Below are 19,926 nucleotides of genomic sequence, written 5' to 3'. Positions count from 1 at the left end.
TGAGGGGGATTCGAGGTTGAAAAAGATGCACAATTGCAGGCTTTCTCTGTCGCGCGACGGACTTTAAGCAGCCACCTCGGATTGTCGGGCTTCCCTGTCACGCAACGGACTCGAGGCAGCAACTCCGATTGCCGGGTTTCACCGCCGCCCTGCGTCGGCGCAAACAAGCGCGCGCTCAGGATTCGCGCGTACAGAAACCCCAGATCCTGACTCTCATCGTCAGGTCAGCTCCAACACCCGTTCACTCCTCGATGCCGAGTGAACAGAACGAGAAAAAAGCGCCCCACCGGGGCGCTCAGTTTTCATTTCGGTGCATCGAAGGTATGCACCTTGTTCCAGTTCACACCACCGTTTGCGGTGGTGTACATCACACTCGGCTGCTCGCTGTCATTCGTCAGCAGCCAGCCTTGGCTGCCGTCTGCCATAGCCAGCAGCAGGTCGCCATAACCAGTGAACGTTTCCTTCCCGTTCACCCAGGTTTTGCCGCCGTCCTTCGTTGAGCCAACGGAGTTCGGCTTGTCGCAGCTCGGGCACTGCCCGCCCATGAAAGCTACGTCGGGGCTGACGACGTAGAGAGGTCCGGGCTTCGTGCCCGTATTTTTGGGCCCTGTGTTATCGCCCACTGGGAAACCAGGAGCAGGTCCCCCACCGGCGGTGCTGTTCGCCAGCACCGTCTGCCAGTTCTTCCCGCCATCCTTGGTGTGGAACAAGGAATAGGAGGTCTGGGTCATCCCTGACTCGCCAATCAGCTCAACCCAGGCATCGTTAGCGCCTGCTGAGCGAATCACAGCGCCAGTTGGCACTACGGCAGATTTACGCGACATGACGCTTTTCCATGTTTTGCCGCCGTCTTGCGTACGATCCACTTCGACGGAATCTTTCTCCCCTTTGACAACCCAGCCATTATTCGCATCGTGGAAATAAGCATCTCCTACGATACCTTTGGGTACCGGCAAGATCGTCCATTTGATGCCGCCATCTACGGTATGGGCATTGCCGCTAAAGGCTTCCTGCTTCGTTGTGAAATGCAAGAAAGCAGCATTCGGCACTTGCCCAACAGAAGTCCAATGCTGGCCGCCATCCTTGGTATTCAGCAGCTTGGCGTCATCCCCAACCGTTGCCCACGCTTCTTGCCCGTTCAAGGCAAATATTTGCTTGACGTCACCCGCGGCTTTATATTGAACTTGCCATTTGGCCCCGCCATCGTTGGTATGAGCGATGAAGCCTTGGCCACCGATCCAGCCTGATTTGGCATCTGCTAGACGAACAGCGGTTACCCCTTTCATCGGCACGTTAGCAGGTGCATTCGCATTCGTATTAGGCGCAGTCGTGGCAGCAGCAGTTGGTGTGCCTGTAGGAATTGTCGGCTCTGCGGAAACCACTGGAGACGAGGCAGGCGTTGCCGTAGCATTCGCAGCCCCGCTTGTCCCTTCCGAGGCCCCGCAACCTGTAAGCGCAAAAACGGAAATCGCCAAAATGGGCATATATTTTTTGAACATCATCTTAACTCCTTTCAAATCTGCACTATCTGCAAGTATTCGTTCTATCCTTTAGACGTTGGCATCCGAGCAAAAGTTGACTCAGCGGAAATTTGGGCTTTTGGCAAAATTAGTATGTCCCACAATCAGGGAAGACTATTTAACTTATTTGGCGAACGAGAAAATAGGCATGACTCATCCCAATCGTGAATACAATCCAATCAAGGAGGGGCACTTTGTTACGGAAAGGAAGAGGATCGGTTGAAATTCATCTGGGGTAAAAAAGAGTTCACCTTAATGATCATTCCGGGCGCCAACCGCCGTACCGTAAGATTCAAGCTTCCGCACAGTAGTATTTATATTGTGCCCAGCGTGATCCTGCTCGTGCTGATTGGTTTTTTTGTCACGATTTACTTAATGAATACCCACTCCCATCGAACGAGAAACAACATGCAGCAAGCTTTCGATGGACAAGAGCGTCAACTGGTCGATCAAATTACTCTTAAAAATAGTGAACTGGAACAGCTTCAAGCCAATTTGATTGACTTATCCCAGCAAGCCAATGATTTTAAAGTGAAGTTGGAAGAAATTAAGAAAATCGATCACGTGATCGAATTGATGAGCGAAACAGATGGCACAAAGGGTACAAAAGGGACAAGCAAAAAAACCTCAGCGCTAAACACTCAGCAGCCTAACGGGAAAAACTCAGATATCGGAGGCAGCGATGTTTCTGTTACTTCACAAGATGTCTCTCTTTTGGTGAACAGCACCAAAGAAGGACTTTTTTCGTTAGTCGGAGATATTAACGCCCTCCTCCTGCATTTGAATGAATCGGAAGCCAAGTTGAAAGAAGCTCAATATTTGCGCAGCATCACCCCTACTCTATGGCCCACGGTAACACACAGCATCACATCCGGCTTCGGCGTGCGCATAGACCCATTCACCTCTAAACCGTCGATGCACACAGGCTTTGATCTTGATGGCGAGATGAATGATGACGTTTATGCGACTGCGGACGGCAAGGTCATTGAAGCCAGCTTTGACAACGAACATGGCAATCATCTCATTATCGATCATACCCGTGGCATTCAAACCGAGTACATGCATCTGAATAAAATGCTGGTCAAACGCGGAGAATCAGTAACGAAAGGTCAAAAAATCGGCCTCATCGGCACGACCGGACGAAGCACAGGCTCTCATCTGCATTACGAAGTCCAGAAAAATGGCAAACCGATTGACCCCGCTCCTTACCTGATTACCGATAGAAAGGATGAGCTCAAATGATTGGAAGCTCCAAAACAAGGCGCATTGACGCTAAAACAACGGATACCTTGATCGGTGCAAGTACGATCTGTGAAGGCAAAATTATGTCTGAGGCCAGCCTCCGCATCGAAGGCCAACTCAATGGCGACATTGAATGCGCCGGCGATATCACCATTGGCGAGAATGCCGTGGTGCAGTCCAACATCTATGCCCGTGATGTCATCGTTGCCGGCAAGGTCAAAGGCAACATCCATACCAAGGGCAAGCTCATCGTCACCAGCTCAGGCGTGCTGGTGGGGAATATTGATGTGCGCTCCTTTATTATTCAGGAGGGTGGCATTTTTCAAGGCAGCAGCGCGATGAACATCGCTGCTGGGGGTGAGAAAGGCAGCGCCAAGGTCATCGACGCCAAAGCACACAAGCAGCAGAAAAGCGAGCAGCAAGCTGCTTCCGGCGGAAACTAGACGATGCCCTTCACGTAAGCGGCATCCAGTTCAAACAAAAACTGCCTATTATCTGGACTTGTCGGCCAGGTAATAGGCAGTTTTTATTGGTTTTGACCCATGGGCGACGTCCGGGTACGTACAAGCTGCGCAAGCAAGCGTGCCCCGTAGCCAGTCGCACCTATCGAATGCCAGCCTTGTGCAGACGACACATCCTTCAATGAAGCCATATCGATATGCGCCCAACGAAGGGAGGAATCGACGAACTTGCGCAGAAATAAAGCAGCGGTCGTAGCGCCTGCTTCTCCTACCCTGCTGATGTTGCATAAATCTGCAAAGTCACTGTGCAGGTAAGCTTCATACTCATCAACAAGCGGAAGCTGCCACACTTTCTCATCGACCAGCTTCCCAGCTTGTGTGATCTCAGCCACCAATACGTCCTGTCCCCATATTCCGGCATACTTGGAACCTAGCGCAGCCCCGCAGGAATAGGTCAAGGTCGCAATATCAATAGCTTCCGCAGCCCCGAGACGATGCGCATGAATCAGCGCATCCGCCAGCACCAAGCGGCCTTCCGAATCCGTATTGCCTACCTGCACAGATACGCCGTTCGGGTATTGCAGCAGCTCCCCAGGCAGCAGTGCCCCTCCGTCCGGCATATTCTCGGCAGCAGCGATAAGCCCAACGACATTCGCCTGCACGTTCCCAGCTGCGAGAATATCAAGTGCGCCGATCACGGCTGCCGCCCCCGCCATATCCATTCGCATATCGCTAATATCGAAATCCTTTTTCAAACTGATTCCACCTGTGTCAAAAGTGATGCCTTTGCCAATGAAGGCCGTAAGCGGCAACGTATCATCCGTGCAATACCGCAGCTCTAGAAGTGCTGGAGGATACTTGCTGCCTTTGCCCACGGCGATCAAGCCAACCATGCTGTTCCGCTCCAGTCGCTCCCCTTCATAAACGATAGCCTCGACCTGCGTACCTGCAAAATGATCGACTGCCCGTTCGATGAGCATTAGAGGACGCAGCCTATTGGGTGGTTCATTCGCCAAGTTGCGGGCGAAAATGGCCCCATCGGCATAAATGCGTCCCCATCGTATCGCATCGTTCAGCGCAACATCTGCTTCGGCTTTCTCCTCTGCTTCAGTTCCGATGAGAAACTGCAAGCTTGCTTCAATTGGCTTAGTCTGTTTCGCTCGGTATATCTCGAACGCATAGCTCCCCAGCAGCCAGCCCTCCACCCAAGCGCTGACTGCTTTCTCTTCGCTAATCGGAGGCGCATGCACACAGCGCCTCAGCAGTTCACCCACGTTTATGCCTACTTGCTCTTTCTTGTGCTTGTTCGCCGCGCGCCCAGCACTGCCGGCCGCTTCGCGAATTCGTTCCGTACTCAGCCGCGAAGCCTCCCCACAACCGACTAGCAGCGCATCCCTCTCTCCAATACGGCCATGAAGCCAAGTCAGCGCCCCTGGCTCTCCCATATGGGGTAGGAGTGAATACGCTTGCAGCCATGCGGGGAGCTGAGCGCCTCCCGTCCCTCCGATATCGTCCAAGCAGATGGGGAAGATGAGAGTTTCAATCGCGCTTTCTCCTCCAACCGTGAACATCATCGTAAGATACTCCCATCTTCCAGACGCTGCCAAGTCTCAAAGCTGCGCTCTCCTTCTTGCAGACGAATGACACGAGCCCCTCGCGGCAAGCCTCCATAGGTGTTATAGCCTGTCACTCGGCCAAAACAAAGCCGAATCTCATGCAGTGTTCCACAGAAATCATTGTCGTGATCATGACCGACAAAGGTCCCCATAACATCGCCCATTTCCGCCATTGCCGCAAACAGTCCGCTGTTGAGCTTGGGGCAGCATACATCTTCGTTCTTGATGCCGCTTACTTTCCCCACCTTCCATACGTCGTTATACTCTGGCAGCGGAATATGAAAAAAAGCGAGGCCGGGAAGAATGGCATCACTGCGCTCACGAAGTGCAAGTGATTGCTGCTTATACCAATGAATCTGATCAGCCTGAATCCACGCATAGCCGCCGATTGAATCCGGCGCCATAGCCCCGGAATCGAGAAAATAAAGTATAGCTGCCGAATTCCCAGACTGCGTGCCTTGAATGGTGAGCGTGTAATTGCCAACCCCACTAAGCTCTTCTGGTCCTGCTTGCGAATAGCAAGCGCTATGCTTAAGCGCAGCCGCCATTAATTCTTCGCGCGTCACAGTCTCCTCCGCATCGTGATTGCCAAATACGTGCGCCCAAGGTAGGCCGGATTCAACGGCAGGCGCAATCGCCCGGCGAAAAGATGCCAAAGGATCGGCTGCGCCATAGCTTGAAATCAGATCGCCCGTATACACGATGAGATCCGGTTTTTCCTCCACAAGCACCGCTCTGACCAAAGCAAGCGTCCGTAAATCCGCTTCATTGTCCTTGTCACCGCCGATATGCAAATCCGTCAATTGCACAATGGTAAAAGTCCCGTCCTCCCGGAACTTAAGATTGTCAGCCATGCTTTTCCCCCTTTCACATCGCTGGTCACAGGCTTTGTTATGCCCATTCCCCGTTCAAAAAGCTCGGCATGAATCCTCATTTTGCCTAATAAAAGCAGCCAGCCCTTCACGATCCGGTGTACCTGTACTCCCACCGTAAGAGCCAACAGACATTGCTCCGCAGACGTTGCCGTACAGCAAACACGATTCAACACTTTGCCCTGTCAAATAACCATACAAATAACCAGCATTGAACGAATCTCCTGCTCCGGTCGTATCTACGACATCGACCACGAATCCGGAATGAGCCAGTTGCAAGCCGTCTTTCATCGCTATGGCTCCTTTCGGTCCAAGCTTGATGACGACATGCCGACCGAAGCCGCCCATATATTTTAAACTATCATCTATATGCTCGATGCCCGTATAATGGAACGCTTCCGTTTCATTCATCAGAAAAACATCGATATAACGCATCAACTCAAATACACCGGAATGCCATTCTCCCGTATCATCCCAACCTACATCGCAGGAAACGGTGACTCCTGTCTCTTTCAGCTTCTTAACCATAGCGATGAATTCATCATGATTGCGCCGCCCTCGATAGCCGGTTACGTGAGCATGTCTGCCTAACGCTACTTGCGCGATATCCAGATCGCCTACTTGCAGCTCCGAATTGGATCCTGCATACGTAATAAATGAACGATCCAGCTCAGGATTAATCGCTATCGTGATGCCGGTATGGCTTGTTGGGCTAGTCCGAATCAGACTGGTATCGATACCATACCGAGCGAACTGCTCTCGGATATAATGACCATAAAGATCATCTCCAAGAACACCGTTGAAGGCTGCATGCAGTCCCAGCTTGGCTAATGAGATCGTGAATAAAGCGGCGCCACCGCCAACATGCATCCGTATATTTTCAACAAAAATTTCCTGTCCTGGCTGAGGAATCTGATTACAGCCCACCACTACTAGATCTATATTGACATCTCCGATGACAACTGCATCAAATTTTTTCATTCCGTGCTCCCTCTTCCGCACCGTTCTCTGTCTAATTCTCTACTGGATAGACCGGCAGCTGTCGCGCACGACAAGCTTATGTCCCAATATCAAATCTTCCCTCGGACTGAATGCAGGATCTGAAATTAACTCGATCAACGTATTCACCGTAATTTTCCCCATATCCTGAATAGGCTGCTCCATGGAAGACAACCGCGGACGAACGAGCTCCGTCAGTTGGCTTCCGTCGAATCCAATAATGGATATATCGTCTGGAACTTTGAGCTGGTGGTCATGAATGCAGTTCATGGCACCAACAGCCATGTCGTCACTTACGGCAAATAAAGCCGTAGGACGAGGCTCACAGGCCAGCAGTTCCTTCATCAAATTGTAACCGCTTTGCGTTTTGTAGTCGCCGAACCGGATATAGTCATTCACAATCGACACCCGCTGATCTTTGAGCGCATTGCGATAGCCTACATAACGGTTCTGCCCTGAGGTGATGTCTCTCATATCCCCGCCAATAAAGGCAATTCGCTCATGCCCGAGATCAACCAAATAACGGGTAGCATCATAGGCCGCCTCGTAATCGTCGATGATGACAGAAACGAATTTATGATCGACAGGCCTCACACTGGAAAAAATAACCGGAATGTCCAATTTATTAATGAAATTGCGAATTTCGTCGTTTAATTTTTCATGCATAATAATAATGCCGTCTACCCGCATCTCTTTAAACACGTTCAAATATTTCAGCTCTTTATCCGTATCCTCGATAATGTTGCAGACCAGTAAGTTGTAATCGTTCAAGCTCGCCGTTTCCTCGATACTGCTCAATATGGTGGAATAAAAGCTGGAGGTCAGATCGGGAACAATGACGCCAATCAGGTTCGTTTTCTTCCGCACCAAGCTCCTCGCAATATGGCTTGGGGCATAACCCAGCTCGTCAATCACGCGTTTTACTTTGGCCTTCAGATCGTCCTTCACGTATTTTTCTCCGTTCAACACCCTGGAAACTGTGGTTACGGATACTCCCGCTTTTTTGGCTACATCTTTAATTTTGGGCGCCATGATTATCATCCTTCCTTACTTGCAACACGAACATTTCCTCTATTATTCGACAAACAATGGCTGAGAGAATGCCCCGAATCCGCCTTCTACATAGACAGCTATGCGGATATAGCCTTCATCTCCATGATAAGCATACTTCACCTGCTTCATTCTACCTGTTTCCTCATGAAGTATGCGGCCTTCCTTGCCGATCAGTGTCACATATTTATACATTTTATCATACAATGGGCTTGATCGAAGATCATAAATAATTTGACCTTCTTCAACATGGATTCCATCAAACCCATAGCCCGTAGAAACGTAGAAGCTGCCCTCGCGAATCGCGGCTAAAATGGCCTCGTTCGTCTTCTCTTTCGCCAGCACCATATTCCAAGCCCGCTTTTCCTGCCCATAGACGTGAAAATCATCATTTCCGAAGCCCCATACTTTGCGTCCTGCAGACAAAAGGTAATCCCATTTATCGAAAGCAATGTCGTATTCCGGATTCCCATCCCCATTGACAACCTCGATGCCATTGTACCGCTGCATACTGAGCATATCCTCATGCCGCCAATAATGGGAAAAAAAACGATTCGGATGGGCCAGTATAGAAAGACCTCCGTTCTCAACACATGCATCAGAAAGCCGCTGATAATTGGCGATCGAAAATTCATTCGAATACCCCTCCATGAGCGTACTCGGGGGGTGGACAAGCAGCATGTGTGTTTGCGAACTGCTCACTTCAATAGCTTCGAATAAAGTCCCAATCGTGTGCTCTCCCTCATGCACAGTAATCCGATCATGATCGGATATGCCTAGAAAATCATAGTCATGATACATGCGGTACACCGTGGAAAGCGGATGATGTCCGTCACTGCTTGTCGTGTGATTATGAAAGCTGCCACGCAGCCAGATGCCTTGCTTATCGTAGGGATTATGGATGTGCGTCACTTACGAATTCCTCCCTTGCTGTTATTCTTTCACTGAACCAATCATGGCTCCCTTAGCAAAATATTTCTGAATAAAGGGGTATACGCAAATAATGGGAGCAACGACCACGATAATGGTTGCCATCTTCAATGAATCGCCTGTAATTTGAATACGCTGGAGCATTTGCATTTGCGTCGATCCCGCCATCTGCATCAAGGACTCCCGAATCGCATCCTGCCTCGTCAGCATTTCTTGGAGCAGCGTGGATAAGGGTCTAATGGAGGCCGTTCTCACAAAAAACGAACCTATAAACCAATCATTCCAGTGACCTACCGCTGTGAATAGGGAAATCGTTGCCAGCACAGGCTTACTCAGCGGTAAAATAATCCGCATAAAAATGCCAAAGTCGCTGCAGCCGTCCAGCTTCGCCGACTCCTCGAGGCTGATGCTGATTTGCTGGAAAAAGGTGCGCAAAATGATGAGGTTCCATGCACTGTAAAGTCCCGGAATGACATAGACCCATATGGTATTGGTCAAATGCAAGCTTTTCAGCAGCATATAATAAGGAATAATGCCTCCTGAGAAAAGCATGGTGAAGAAGATCATAAGGGTAAAAAAGCGCACCCCTGGCATCGTTTTGCTTTTTAGCGTATAGGCCGCCATCGCGGACAGAAAAACGCCTGCCACCGTGCCAAGAACCGTCCGAAATATGGAAATGGCGAATGCTCTGCCAATATTGGCGGATGTAAACACTTCATGATAATTTTCGAGCGTCCACACGCGGGGCCAGAAGTAAATCCCGCCTCTTTCCGCATCCTTCCCTGCGTTGAAGGAAAGAGCGAGAATATTCAGAAAGGGAAGTACGATGGACAGACACAATAGAATGATCAGTGCATAATTAACAACCTTAAATATCTTTTCCCCTGCTGAGAGCTTATAGAATTCATTTCCCACGTTCATCTCTCCCCGTACTAAGAAGTGCGCTCCCGTCTGAACTGATCCTTATTCGAAGGGAGCGCTCCCGCCTTATTCATACGCTTAATTCAAAATGACCTTCGTTTTGGGATCCTTGTCTTTCTGCTGCAGCAGTTCTTCGAATTTGTCTAATCCGGCAGCTTGCAGCTGCTTTTTGGAGGACTCCAGAATTTTCTGAGCTTCCTCGCTGCTCTTCGCATAGAAGGCACGAATTACACTGTCATTGTAATTATCAAGTGCTGTTTTCAACTGAACGCCATTCGCGAATTCGTTGATGAAGGAAAGCGGTTGGTAACCGTCTGTGAACAAGGCATTTTTCATCTTGTCGGCATATCCCCAGTACTCCGCAATTTTGTTCGCACCCGCATTGGCTTCAGGCGAGACCGCATCTGCATAAGAGCTTTCGCCGAAATCGGCCAATCTGTTCACATCCGTACTGCCCAAATAGCTGCCCCAACTATTCCCTGCGCCATCAAATCCCAGCGCTTTCGCTGCTTTGGGGTCCTTGTTTTTCAAATCAAGCACTTCTTTCTTCACTTGAGGGTTCCCTTTGGCATCCAGCGTGTAATCTCTTCCTTCCAGACCATATTGCCAGAGCAGCTTGCCTTCCCGACTAGCTAAGAAATCGGCCAAATTGACGATATCCTGCGGATTTTTCGTTGATTTCGGGACCGACCAAATCATGGATCCCGTCTTATAGGGAACTACCTTTCTGTAAGGTCCATCCACGGCATTGATAGGACCCAGCGGAAGGTAATGCACATCTTTGTTGAAATCCAAATAACTGTGCATGTCGCTAATAATGGCGAAGCTACCGTTCAGCGCACCCTCTGTCGCCTTGTTTTCCTGCATAGCATAGAAATCAGGAGCCATGAGCTTTTCTTTCAGCAGCTTTTGAGTAAGCTCAATGCGCTTCATGGCATAATCGCTCTGACTTTCGTGGATGATTTTCCCGTCTTTATCTTTATAAAACCTCTGATCCGTCGCACCCCAAGTCAAATCGCTGAACAAGAGTCCATTCTCGTGATTCCCGTTCCCCCAGTATCTAGGTCCGATTGGGATAATCTCTTTGCCATTGGTATCTTTGAAGTTGCCCGCTTTGATTTTTTGAGCCAGTTCATACACTTGATCGCTTGTTTTTATCGTGCGGGGATCTATGTTTAACGCATCGGCAATATCCTTGCGGATATAAGGCCCTCCAACATATTTGTATTCGTCATAGCCGGCTTCTCTTGGGATGTTCATATGAATAAAATAACTTTCGCCATTAAATTCCGGACGAAACATGACGCCAAATTTCGTATCGAGCGGTAAATATTTATCATCTAAGTATTTGCTGTAAATCTTTGTGTTTTTAATCAAAGGCGTCAGGTTCGTAAACATGCCTTCTTTGGCGCCTTTGGTAAGTACCGGCATTTCCTTGCGACCGCTGTTATTCAGATAAGAAACGATAAAATCAGGCAGATCATTAGAAGCAAGTCCCGCATTCAAGCCATCAATCGCATGCTCCGAATTTACACCTTCAAGCTGAAGTGTAATTCCTGTCATTTCTTTGAGCTTTTTTGCAATTTCGGGATTGATTTCTGCGGATAAGTCGTCGTTGTCAATAAACAGAAGCCCTTTTAACGTCCGATTGGCAACCCAGGTTGCAGGCTTGCCGCTGCTAGACGCAGTTGTTGCAGGCGTTGGATTACTGTCTTCACCCGCCGTTGGATTGGCACTACTTTCGCAGCCAGCAAGCAGTAAGCTTGCTGCCAGAGGCATAGACAACCATTTGACCCATCTTTTGCTCATACTCGACTCCTCATCTCATTCAATTTTTATGAATAACACCTGTTGGTGCTCTTCAACATAGGGAATGCAGCAAACTGGTATCGCTACCATATTGATTCGTCAAAGAACTTTTTCGATGCTCGATTCGCTGTAACGACAAGTACCAAACCAATAACACTCTGCATCAAACCAACAGCGGTAGCATAGCCGTATTGCCCGTTTTGAAGCCCTACTCGAATGATATACGTATCGAGAATATCCGCCAATTCCATATTCCCCGGTGTTCTCATGAGATAAATCTGGTCAAATCCAGCCTGCAGGATGCTGCCCAGCGACAAAATAAACAGAATAGAAATCGTCAGCCTGATGCCCGGCAGCGTGATGTGCCAAATTTCATGCCATTTGTTAGCACCATCCATTTTGGCGGCTTCATGCAGCTCCGGATTGATGCTGGCCATCGCAGCCAAATAAATAATAGAATCCCAGCCTATGCTTTGCCAAATATGACTTCCGAACATGAGCGAATAGAAGTATTTGCTTTCCATCATGAAAAAAGTGCTGCCGTCTCCCCCGAAGAAACGGATTGCTTCGTTCAGCAGCCCCGTATCAGGAGCCAAAACCCGCTGCATCAAGCCGACGACGATAACCCATGAAAGGAAATGCGGCAAATATGAAATGCTTTGCATCACTCCCCGAAATTTCCGATGCCTGATCTCATTGAACATGAGCGCCAGCAGAATGGGAAAAGGAAGTCCCAGAAACACTTTGATACTGCTGATAGCAAGTGTATTCCTGATCAGCTTCCCGCTTTGGTAATCGCTGAAAAAGGCTTTAAAATACGTCAATCCCACCCACGGGCTTGCGATAATGCCCTTGTTGAATTGATAGTTCTTGAAGGCAAGAATAAGTCCGCCCATTGGGATATACGAGAAAATAACGAAGAATACAAGACAAGGAAGGAGCATGAGATACAATTGCTTGTGTTGTAGGATTCTTTTCCCTAAATAGGCATTCTTCTTCTTCGCCGCAACTCCAATTCTGGCTTGCGACAGATCCGTTTCCATGTGACAACCACCTTCCTAAGGTATTTTACATGTTTTTCTGGTATCGTTTCCATATTGCAAAATAGAAATGACTTGAATAGCACAACTCCATGTATCACTTTATGGAATCGCTTTCATTACGGAATGATTTTAGTATAAATGCTTTGGAAGCATTTGACAATACCTTTTTAGCGTTGCAAATCTAAATTTTCTGTTAATTCAAACCTGCATGGGAATGCATAGAAAAAAGCCTGCTCCGTCCAAGGTTGGCATCGAAACAGGCTTCCACACTTCATGACTTACTTCCCGCTCTTCACTTCCTCAAGCATCGACAGATCGACGAAATGACGAAGATCGAGTTCCTCTTTATTAATGCCCTTAATATATCGGGCGTCAATGGAGACCTTTGCCATCGTCTCCATCACCTTAACGTCAACGTCTGTGGTGAGCTTCAGCCTGCCTATAGAGGCTTTGATCAAGCTTTGGTCCATCCCTTTGCCGCTGTATTTTTTCAGCTGGTTGTTGATGAGCTCATAAGCTTGCTCCGGGCTGTTCTGGATGAATGCGATGCCATCCATATTGGCTTTGATTGCGCCCTTCACCATATCACGATGGTGGGCGATGAATTTGTCGCTGGCGACCATAATAACCGTCGGGTAATCGCCATTGTTCGGCGGGATTGCCTGCCAGTCGACGACGACCTTGCCGAGTCCAGCCTTCTCGATCTGTGTTCCCCACGGCTCAGGGACGAGCGCTGCATCGATTTCGTTCTGACGGAAGGAAATTAGCGCATCCGACGGGGAGCGCACGATGAGGTGCGCGCTCTCTGCGCCCCGGCCCAAGCTCACGCCTTCTTGCTGCAGCAGCAGCCGCAGCGAAATTTCATTCGTATTCCCTTTTGCCGGGATGGCGACTGTTTTATCTACTAAATCTTTCACGGCATTAATGCCTGATCCGTTTCGTGCAACCAATACGGCGCCGCCGTTATTGGAGCCTGAGACGACGCGGTAGTTTCCGCTTTTCAAGAAGAATGTTGTCGCCGGACCCGGACCCACGAAGCCTACATCAATATCTCCGGTGGCCATCGCGATGGATAAATCCGATCCGTTGTCGAAGGCGGTGACTTCAATCTTCACCTCATCCCCCCACTCACGGGCGAAGTAGCCCTTCTCGAGCGCGATATAGGCAGCGGCATGGGTGACATTTTTGAATACACCAACCCGAACAATCTGCGCCTTTCCTGAAGAAGTCAATTTCTCTCCACAAGCCCCAAGCGTAGCGGCAGCGACCACAAGCAGCATAAGCACCCATAAGCATTTTCTCATCCGATCCGCTCCCTGCTCAAGACTTCGAGCCAGCGAGGCCGTAGCGCTCTAGCACTTTGTCTTCGAGTTTCTTGAAACAGAAGTGGTCGGATACCGTACCAAGCACTGCGATAATGATGACGATGCACAGCATCAGCGACGTATCGCCCAGATTCCGGCCATCCTGCAAAAGCTGACCAAGTCCGGCCCCTTTGGCAATCAGTTCCCCGGCAACCAGCGCACGCCATGCGAATGCCCAAGCGGTCCGCACGCCGTTGATTAGATGAGGGAATGCGGCAGGAATCATCACCTGCACGAACATGTTAAACCCATTTCCCGTTCCCATCGTCTGCGCCGCGCGCAAATAGATAGGCGGAATGTTCTTGATTCCGGTACGGCTGGCTAACGCCATCGTCCATGTAGCCCCAAGCGTCGTAATAAAAATAACCGAAGATTCGTTAAGACCGAACCAAATGATAGCAAAAGGCAGCCAAGCAATACTTGGAATCGTTTGCAACGATACGACGAGAAACCCAAGCGTATCATCAAGCAGCCGATAGCGTGCGAATAAGAAGCCTAACGTCGTTCCAATCGCCAAAGATAGGGCAAAGGAAACCAATAATCGGATCATGCTGGCGAAAGTTGCTTGCAGCAATTCACCATGGACTAATCCGTCGTAGAAGGCTTGCAAGGTTTGTGTGACAGAAGGGAACTTCCAACCCCATCCAAACAGTCTAAATCCCGCCTCCCAAGCTATCAGAAGCAGTACCAGAAAAATCGTTCTTCTTAATGCGGTACTCATCGCCCGTCTCCTCCCTTACCACTTTCTCCAGCTCATCCGCCAGCGCGTCCATGATCGAATTCTCCACATGATGGAGCAGCGGATCTGCCATATCCCGAGGTCTCGCTGCCTGCACAGCGAACTCCTTTTTAATCGTACCAGGACGGGTGGACATCACAAGAACGCGGTCTGAAAGAATAACCGATTCGCGGATGTTATGGGTAATGAAGAGGATCGTTTTGCGCGTACGCATCCATATTTCTTCCAATTCCTTATGCAAAATAAGGCGTGTCTGCTCATCGAGCGCGGCAAAAGGTTCATCCATCAGCAAAATCTCCGGGTCCATCGCCAGCGCTCTGGCAATCGCTGCCCGCTGCTTCATGCCTCCGGACAGCTCGTGCGGGTACCGATCGGCGAAACGACTGAGATGCACCGCTTTTATCTGCTCCATCGCCAGCTCATGACGCTCTTTTTTGGCCATACCTTTCTGCTTGAGCCCAAAAGCGACATTATCCAGCACAGTCAGCCACGGGAACAGGCCGTGTTCTTGAAAAACAACAACACGGTCTGCTCCTGCGCCGTTCACCTTTTTCCCAGCGATCTCAATCGTGCCTTCACTTTGTGTATCAAAGCCTGCAACCAGATTCAGCACCGTGGATTTCCCGCAGCCGGATGGTCCTAGCAAAGAAACGAATTCACCTTTTTTAATCGTTAATGTGATATTATCCAGCGCTTGATAACTGCCGCCGATTCGCTGAACGAACGTCTTGCTGACTCCCTTTATCTCGATCAAAATGCTTACCTCCACTCGGGTATGTCCCGTTGTCGTTCACGCCTCAAAACAACATTTTTAATCCTGCCAAGCCAAGTCCGATGATAAATCCGCAGATGGCCCCGTTCACTCGAATCCATTGCAAATCTTGTCCCAGCTTGTCTTCCATCAATTGGGTCAGTTTCTCATTCGTCAGTTTATCCAGATTTTCTCGAACAAGCTGACCGATTTTACTGTGATTTTGTTCCAAATATGCCGCGATTTGATCTTGGATGAAGTGCTCGCCACGCTGCAGCATATCGGCATTCTCTTTCACAGAGGCAAGCATTTTACGAATAATTGGCACAACATACTGTGGTGCAAAATCGGGCTGATCCACGAAATCCTCTGCCTTGGCCTTCAATCGCTCCAACAGCCCTGCAAGCTTCTCATCGAGATCCAGAATGCCAGGCAGCTTCGCCTTCAAGCCATCCAATTCAGCCAACAGCTTCGGATTTCTCTCCAGCTTGTTCAGTTCATTGCGAATAAAAGCCAGAACGGTTTCTCTGCGCGGGTGATTCTTGGTCCGCATTTGCTCGATGTAAGAAAGGACAAAGTTCTGAATAATGCCCCCGATCTTCTCCTCATTAACCATACCAAGGAACGCATTCACGGCAAAAGCCATAAACCCATTGGATTGCAGCCCCTCGAACGCTTTGATTGCCATCGCACCCAGTTGATCGCGCGTATCCGACTTGATGGCCCATGCTTCCACTTTGTCGATGACGAAATCGAACGTTTTGCCGTCGTAGCCGCCCTCGACAATCGTATCTACAATCGTACGAACGAGCTTGCTCGTATCTACGTCCTGAAGCGCTTTATGGATTTCATCCGCAAGCAGCGGTGTCAATTTCTCCAAATCAATCATGCTCAGCGCTTGTTTAGCAAGCGTAGTCAGCCCTTTGTGCAGCGCTGCGTTATCCAAGTGGGTCTGTGCAATCTCCAGTCCACGCTCAAGAAAACGAATTTGCTGCAAACGGGCTTTAATTGTCTCTTTGGAAAGCAGTTCATTCTCAACCGTGGAGACAAGCGCTTTCGTAATTTTCTCCCGATTCTTCGGCAAGAGCGCTGTATGCGGAATTGGAATGCCTAACGGATGGCGGAATAGGGCACTGACAGCAAACCAATCGGCCAGGCCGCCAACAACCCCCGCTTCAAAACCGCCTTGCAAGAAGCCTCCCCAAAGGGTCGAAGATACGGGCAGCGTAGCCAAAAAGCCTGCTCCCATTACCCCCAAAGAAACTGTCGCTATATACTTTGCTTCTTTTTTCATGGTCATAACATCTCTCTCTACTCGGATTTGTGAACTCATTCCTTCTATTTTACCACAAAATACGACGAAAGCTGTTCTCGATCCCAAGTCATCTGAATACACATCGGTAATGCGTATATCGGTGGGTACTCTGCGAAGTTTTATGTATAGGAGGAACTTGATCCATGAGCCTAAATGGGAACATCACACCTTGGCAGGAGCATTTATTTTGGGTGGAAATCTTGCAGGATCACGCCATCTTTGTGAACGAGGCGCTTGCCAACGAAGAAGTGCAATGGATTGCCATGGCCAAACGGTATATCGCTGCCTTCACGGAACTCCGCAATCGCATCCTGATGACGGACCCCTCCTTGCCAGTTTCCTCGCAAACGATGATTCAACTCTCTAAAGATGTTTACCCCGTTGTTCACGGTTACTATCAGTTCGAGGGTTATATGCAGCATTTGCGCATTCAAAATAAAGTCGTCATTTCCTTAACGCCTGTTTATTTTAACGGAACCTTGCTCGAAAACGGTGAATATATTCGCATTTTAGACGATTGGATGAACGGAATTCCTTATGAGCCCCTGCCCCTCGTGACCTTAATGGAAATGTGGCTGGAGGATCAACTCGGTCACGCTGTGCTCCTCGGCAACCATCTCGATCCTACGGAAATGGAGCTTGTCAAAAGTACCCAAGCCTACGCACAACTGTTCAGCTCGCATATTGTCAAAAATACAGCCATACGCGGCTTTCTCCGCTTCACTGCGCCCAATTTTCCTGCCCAGCAGAAATTTGCAAGGCAAGTCGCCGAAACCGTTATCGGCTTTTACCGTGTCGTCGAAGGTGTCATTCAAGAATACCAACATACCGAGCTGCTCAGCCGGTTAACCCTGCGGTTTCTCGAGCATCATTTGCCGGAGACCTGCTACTTTTTGCGAAAGCTTGCGACCTATGATGCAGAAATTCTGGCGTTGCCGAATTGTCCGTTGACGAAGCCTTCTTTTGAATAGTAAAAAGAAGCGGAATTTTTCAGGGCATCAGATAGATGCCTTCGCCAATATCCAACTAATTTCATATGTTGATAGAACACTTGATATATGGAGGCGAAGGCATTGTCTAATCAATTTCTTGATTTACGATTATCTGAAGCTAGCAATAACAGCTCCGGAGCATCACCCATTCCAACCAGTCCCATTCTAACAGGAGATATAGGGCTTCAAACAGCAGATGCGGTTGGCACGCCCAATCAAAACGGTGTACGAGTTGCCTTATGGGGAACAATAGGCGTAGGCGTATCTCTCGCAGACACACTAACGATCACCATTGAAAGAAACAGCAACGGATTGCCAGGCACAGGTACGATGATCTATTCCATGGTTACTGATTTGGCAGCTAATGCAGCTGACAACATCATTTCATTCCATGCCGCCGATTTCCCGCCTGCCATAGAAGTCACGAACGAAATCCGCTATTGCATGTTTGCCAGTTCCAGCGTTTCAGGCATTATCCTTCAGGGTCCTGTTAGCTTCAGCGGTATTGCAACGGCAGGAACCGCTGACGGCCAACCTATCAACCTCCCATGGGCTATCGGACCGACAGGCCCGACCGGCCCTGCGGGGCCAGCTGGCGAGGGTACGGGCGCCACGGGAAGTGCTGGGCCTGTCGGCGCTACCGGCGCCACGGGCAGTGAAGGGCCTGTCGGCGCTACCGGCGCCACGGGCGATGTTGGGCCGGCCGGTGCCACTGGCGCCACGGGCGATGTTGGGCCTGTCGGTGCTACGGGCGCCACGGGTGATGTTGGGCCTGTCGGTGCTACGGGCGATCCCGGAACTACCGGCGCCACTGGTGCCACGGGCGATGCTGGGCCGGCCGGTGCTACTGGCGCCACTGGCGATCCCGGAACTGCCGGCGCCACTGGGGCCACTGGCGATCCCGGAACTGCCGGTGCCACTGGTGCCACTGGCGATCCCGGAACTGCCGGTGCCACTGGGGCCACGGGCGATCCTGGACCTACCGGTGCCACTGGTGCCACTGGCGATCCCGGACCTATCGGCGCTACGGGCGCAACCGGCGATCCCGGACCTACCGGCGCCACTGGTGCCACGGGCGATCCCGGACCTACCGGTGCCACTGGCGCCACAGGCGATCCCGGAACTGCCGGCGCCACTGGGGCCACGGGCGATCCCGGAACTATCGGCGCTACGGGCGCAACCGGCGATCCCGGAACTGCCGGCGCCACTGGGGCCACGGGCGATCCCGGAACTGCCGGTGCCACTGGTGCCACTGGCGATCCCGGAACTGCCGGTGCCACTGGGGCCACGGGCGATCCTGGACCTACCGGTGCCACTGGTGCCACTGGCGATCCCGGTCCTACCGGCGCCACTGGTGCAACCGGTGATCCCGGGCCTACCGGCGCTACTGGTGCCACGGGCGATCCCGGACCTACCGGAGCAACTGGTCCCACTGGCGATCCCGGTCCTTCCGGCGCTACAGGCGCTACAGGCGATCCCGGTCCTTCCGGCGCCACTGGTGCAACCGGCGATCCCGGACCTACCGGCGCCACTGGTGCCACGGGCGATCCCGGACCTATCGGCGCTACGGGCTCAACCGGCGATCCCGGGCCTATCGGCGCTACAGGCGCCACAGGCGATCCCGGACCTACCGGCGCCACTGGACCTGGATCATCGCTAGCAAGCATCCAAGACAATACAACACCAATAAACGTACTTGGAACACCAGTATCGGTTCTCTCCTTACCTTTAACAACAACAACAGGCGAATCTATCAAGCTTAGTTCCATGGTTGAGGTTGATATAACATCAGCAGCTGTTACCGGGGTTACGGTTAGTTACACCATCACCTATCAACTGCAGCTGGATGGCGTTACAATTGCCCAAACAACATTAGTTAAGGAGTATGACAAAACCTTGACGGCTTCTGCTGCCACATACTCTGAAATCCCTAGCTTAACTTGGGTAGATAGTCCATCAGCAGATTCACACACGTATGCGATTTTGGTTGGAGTTACTGGTTCCGACATCGTTACCGCTAGCGCCGAAATCAGAGCACTAAATGCTGTTCAATTTACCTCGTAATGTTGGAAAAGGAGGAACTACGATCCGCTAATTTGAGCAAATAAGGATAATACACGCATGTCACGGAACTACAGTCCCTTATTTGTTGCAAAAACACGCTCCAGAAGCAAAAACCAGCCTAATTGCGTACCCTAGTTCCGCCTCAACCCATATTTTGAGCAAATTCATGTAAATAGCGTATCCTAGTTCCCCTAACTAGAAAATTACACGAAACAAGTTTCCTAAACTGAATTATCTA

At 50.2% G+C, this 19,926-nt stretch carries 17 protein-coding genes; 4 read left to right on the top strand and 13 right to left on the bottom strand.

Going from position 1 to position 19,926, the window contains the following annotated elements; translation table 11 throughout:
* Positions 1-302 precede the first annotated feature (302 nt).
* On the bottom strand, positions 303-1,502 hold the full coding sequence (locus HQN90_RS10530; protein ID WP_173217993.1) for a YCF48-related protein: 1,200 nt from the start codon (positions 1,500-1,502) through the stop codon (positions 303-305).
* A 237-nt stretch (positions 1,503-1,739) separates the two neighbouring features.
* On the opposite strand from HQN90_RS10530, the gene HQN90_RS10525 reads away from it, so the two are divergent.
* Positions 1,740-2,762 carry a M23 family metallopeptidase gene (locus HQN90_RS10525; RefSeq protein ID WP_246362214.1) on the top strand — a complete coding sequence of 341 codons (1,023 nt, stop codon included), beginning with the start codon at positions 1,740-1,742 and terminating at the stop codon, positions 2,760-2,762.
* Positions 2,759-3,205 carry a bactofilin family protein gene (locus HQN90_RS10520; RefSeq protein WP_173217991.1) on the top strand — a complete coding sequence of 149 codons (447 nt, stop codon included), beginning with the start codon at positions 2,759-2,761 and terminating at the stop codon, positions 3,203-3,205. The genes HQN90_RS10525 and HQN90_RS10520 overlap by 4 nt, the downstream gene beginning before the upstream one ends.
* Before the next feature lie 83 nt (positions 3,206-3,288).
* On the opposite strand, the gene HQN90_RS10515 is transcribed toward HQN90_RS10520, so the two are convergent.
* From HQN90_RS10515 to HQN90_RS10460, 12 genes are all read right to left on the bottom strand, one after another.
* Entirely contained in the window at positions 3,289-4,797 is a 1,509-nt protein-coding gene (locus HQN90_RS10515; protein WP_173217989.1) for a leucyl aminopeptidase family protein, read from the bottom strand.
* Positions 4,794-5,693: a metallophosphoesterase family protein gene (locus HQN90_RS10510; RefSeq protein ID WP_173217987.1), complete on the bottom strand. Its 900-nt coding sequence runs from the start codon at positions 5,691-5,693 to the stop codon at positions 4,794-4,796. The genes HQN90_RS10515 and HQN90_RS10510 overlap by 4 nt, the downstream gene beginning before the upstream one ends.
* A 54-nt stretch (positions 5,694-5,747) precedes the next feature.
* Positions 5,748-6,692 (bottom strand): carbohydrate kinase family protein, encoded by a 945-nt coding sequence (locus HQN90_RS10505; protein WP_173217985.1) that lies wholly within the window; start codon positions 6,690-6,692, stop codon positions 5,748-5,750.
* Positions 6,693-6,731: 39 nt separating this feature from the next.
* Positions 6,732-7,742: a LacI family DNA-binding transcriptional regulator gene (locus HQN90_RS10500; RefSeq protein ID WP_173217983.1), complete on the bottom strand. Its 1,011-nt coding sequence runs from the start codon at positions 7,740-7,742 to the stop codon at positions 6,732-6,734.
* Between the two features lie 42 nt (positions 7,743-7,784).
* A complete protein-coding gene (locus tag HQN90_RS10495) occupies positions 7,785-8,672 on the bottom strand; it encodes a CehA/McbA family metallohydrolase domain-containing protein (protein WP_173217981.1) in 888 nt (295 codons plus the stop codon).
* A 21-nt stretch (positions 8,673-8,693) separates the two neighbouring features.
* Positions 8,694-9,605 (bottom strand): carbohydrate ABC transporter permease, encoded by a 912-nt coding sequence (locus tag HQN90_RS10490; protein ID WP_338042304.1) that lies wholly within the window; start codon positions 9,603-9,605, stop codon positions 8,694-8,696.
* 84 nt (positions 9,606-9,689) lie between these two features.
* The gene (locus tag HQN90_RS10485) at positions 9,690-11,420 is read right to left on the bottom strand and encodes a type 2 periplasmic-binding domain-containing protein (protein WP_173217977.1); all 1,731 of its coding nucleotides are present in this window, start codon (positions 11,418-11,420) and stop codon (positions 9,690-9,692) included.
* A gap of 83 nt (positions 11,421-11,503) precedes the next feature.
* The gene (locus HQN90_RS10480; protein ID WP_173217975.1) at positions 11,504-12,463 is read right to left on the bottom strand and encodes an ABC transporter permease; all 960 of its coding nucleotides are present in this window, start codon (positions 12,461-12,463) and stop codon (positions 11,504-11,506) included.
* Between the two features lie 278 nt (positions 12,464-12,741).
* The gene (locus HQN90_RS10475) at positions 12,742-13,767 is read right to left on the bottom strand and encodes an ABC transporter substrate-binding protein (RefSeq protein ID WP_173217973.1); all 1,026 of its coding nucleotides are present in this window, start codon (positions 13,765-13,767) and stop codon (positions 12,742-12,744) included.
* Positions 13,768-13,783: 16 nt separating this feature from the next.
* Positions 13,784-14,548, bottom strand: a complete 765-nt coding sequence (locus HQN90_RS10470) for an ABC transporter permease (protein ID WP_173217971.1) — start codon at positions 14,546-14,548, stop codon at positions 13,784-13,786.
* On the bottom strand, positions 14,481-15,320 hold the full coding sequence (locus HQN90_RS10465) for an ABC transporter ATP-binding protein (protein ID WP_173217969.1): 840 nt from the start codon (positions 15,318-15,320) through the stop codon (positions 14,481-14,483). The genes HQN90_RS10470 and HQN90_RS10465 overlap by 68 nt, the downstream gene beginning before the upstream one ends.
* Positions 15,321-15,363: 43 nt before the next feature.
* Positions 15,364-16,611 (bottom strand): DUF445 domain-containing protein, encoded by a 1,248-nt coding sequence (locus HQN90_RS10460; protein WP_173217967.1) that lies wholly within the window; start codon positions 16,609-16,611, stop codon positions 15,364-15,366.
* Positions 16,612-16,775: 164 nt separating this feature from the next.
* Between HQN90_RS10460 and HQN90_RS10455 the strand changes: the two genes are divergently transcribed.
* Both HQN90_RS10455 and HQN90_RS10450 read left to right on the top strand, forming a co-directional pair.
* Positions 16,776-17,603, top strand: a complete 828-nt coding sequence (locus HQN90_RS10455; RefSeq protein WP_173217966.1) for a DUF2935 domain-containing protein — start codon at positions 16,776-16,778, stop codon at positions 17,601-17,603.
* 351 nt (positions 17,604-17,954) lie between these two features.
* A complete protein-coding gene (locus tag HQN90_RS10450; RefSeq protein ID WP_476739324.1) occupies positions 17,955-19,688 on the top strand; it encodes a collagen-like domain-containing protein in 1,734 nt (577 codons plus the stop codon).
* The last annotated feature ends 238 nt before the right edge of the window (positions 19,689-19,926 follow it).

Source organism: Paenibacillus alba (genome assembly GCF_013204855.1).
Classification (GTDB): Bacteria; Bacillota; Bacilli; order Paenibacillales; family NBRC-103111; genus Paenibacillus_E; species Paenibacillus_E alba.
Note: the sequence above shows the minus strand (reverse complement) of the source record. Positions and strands in the feature narration are given on the sequence as shown.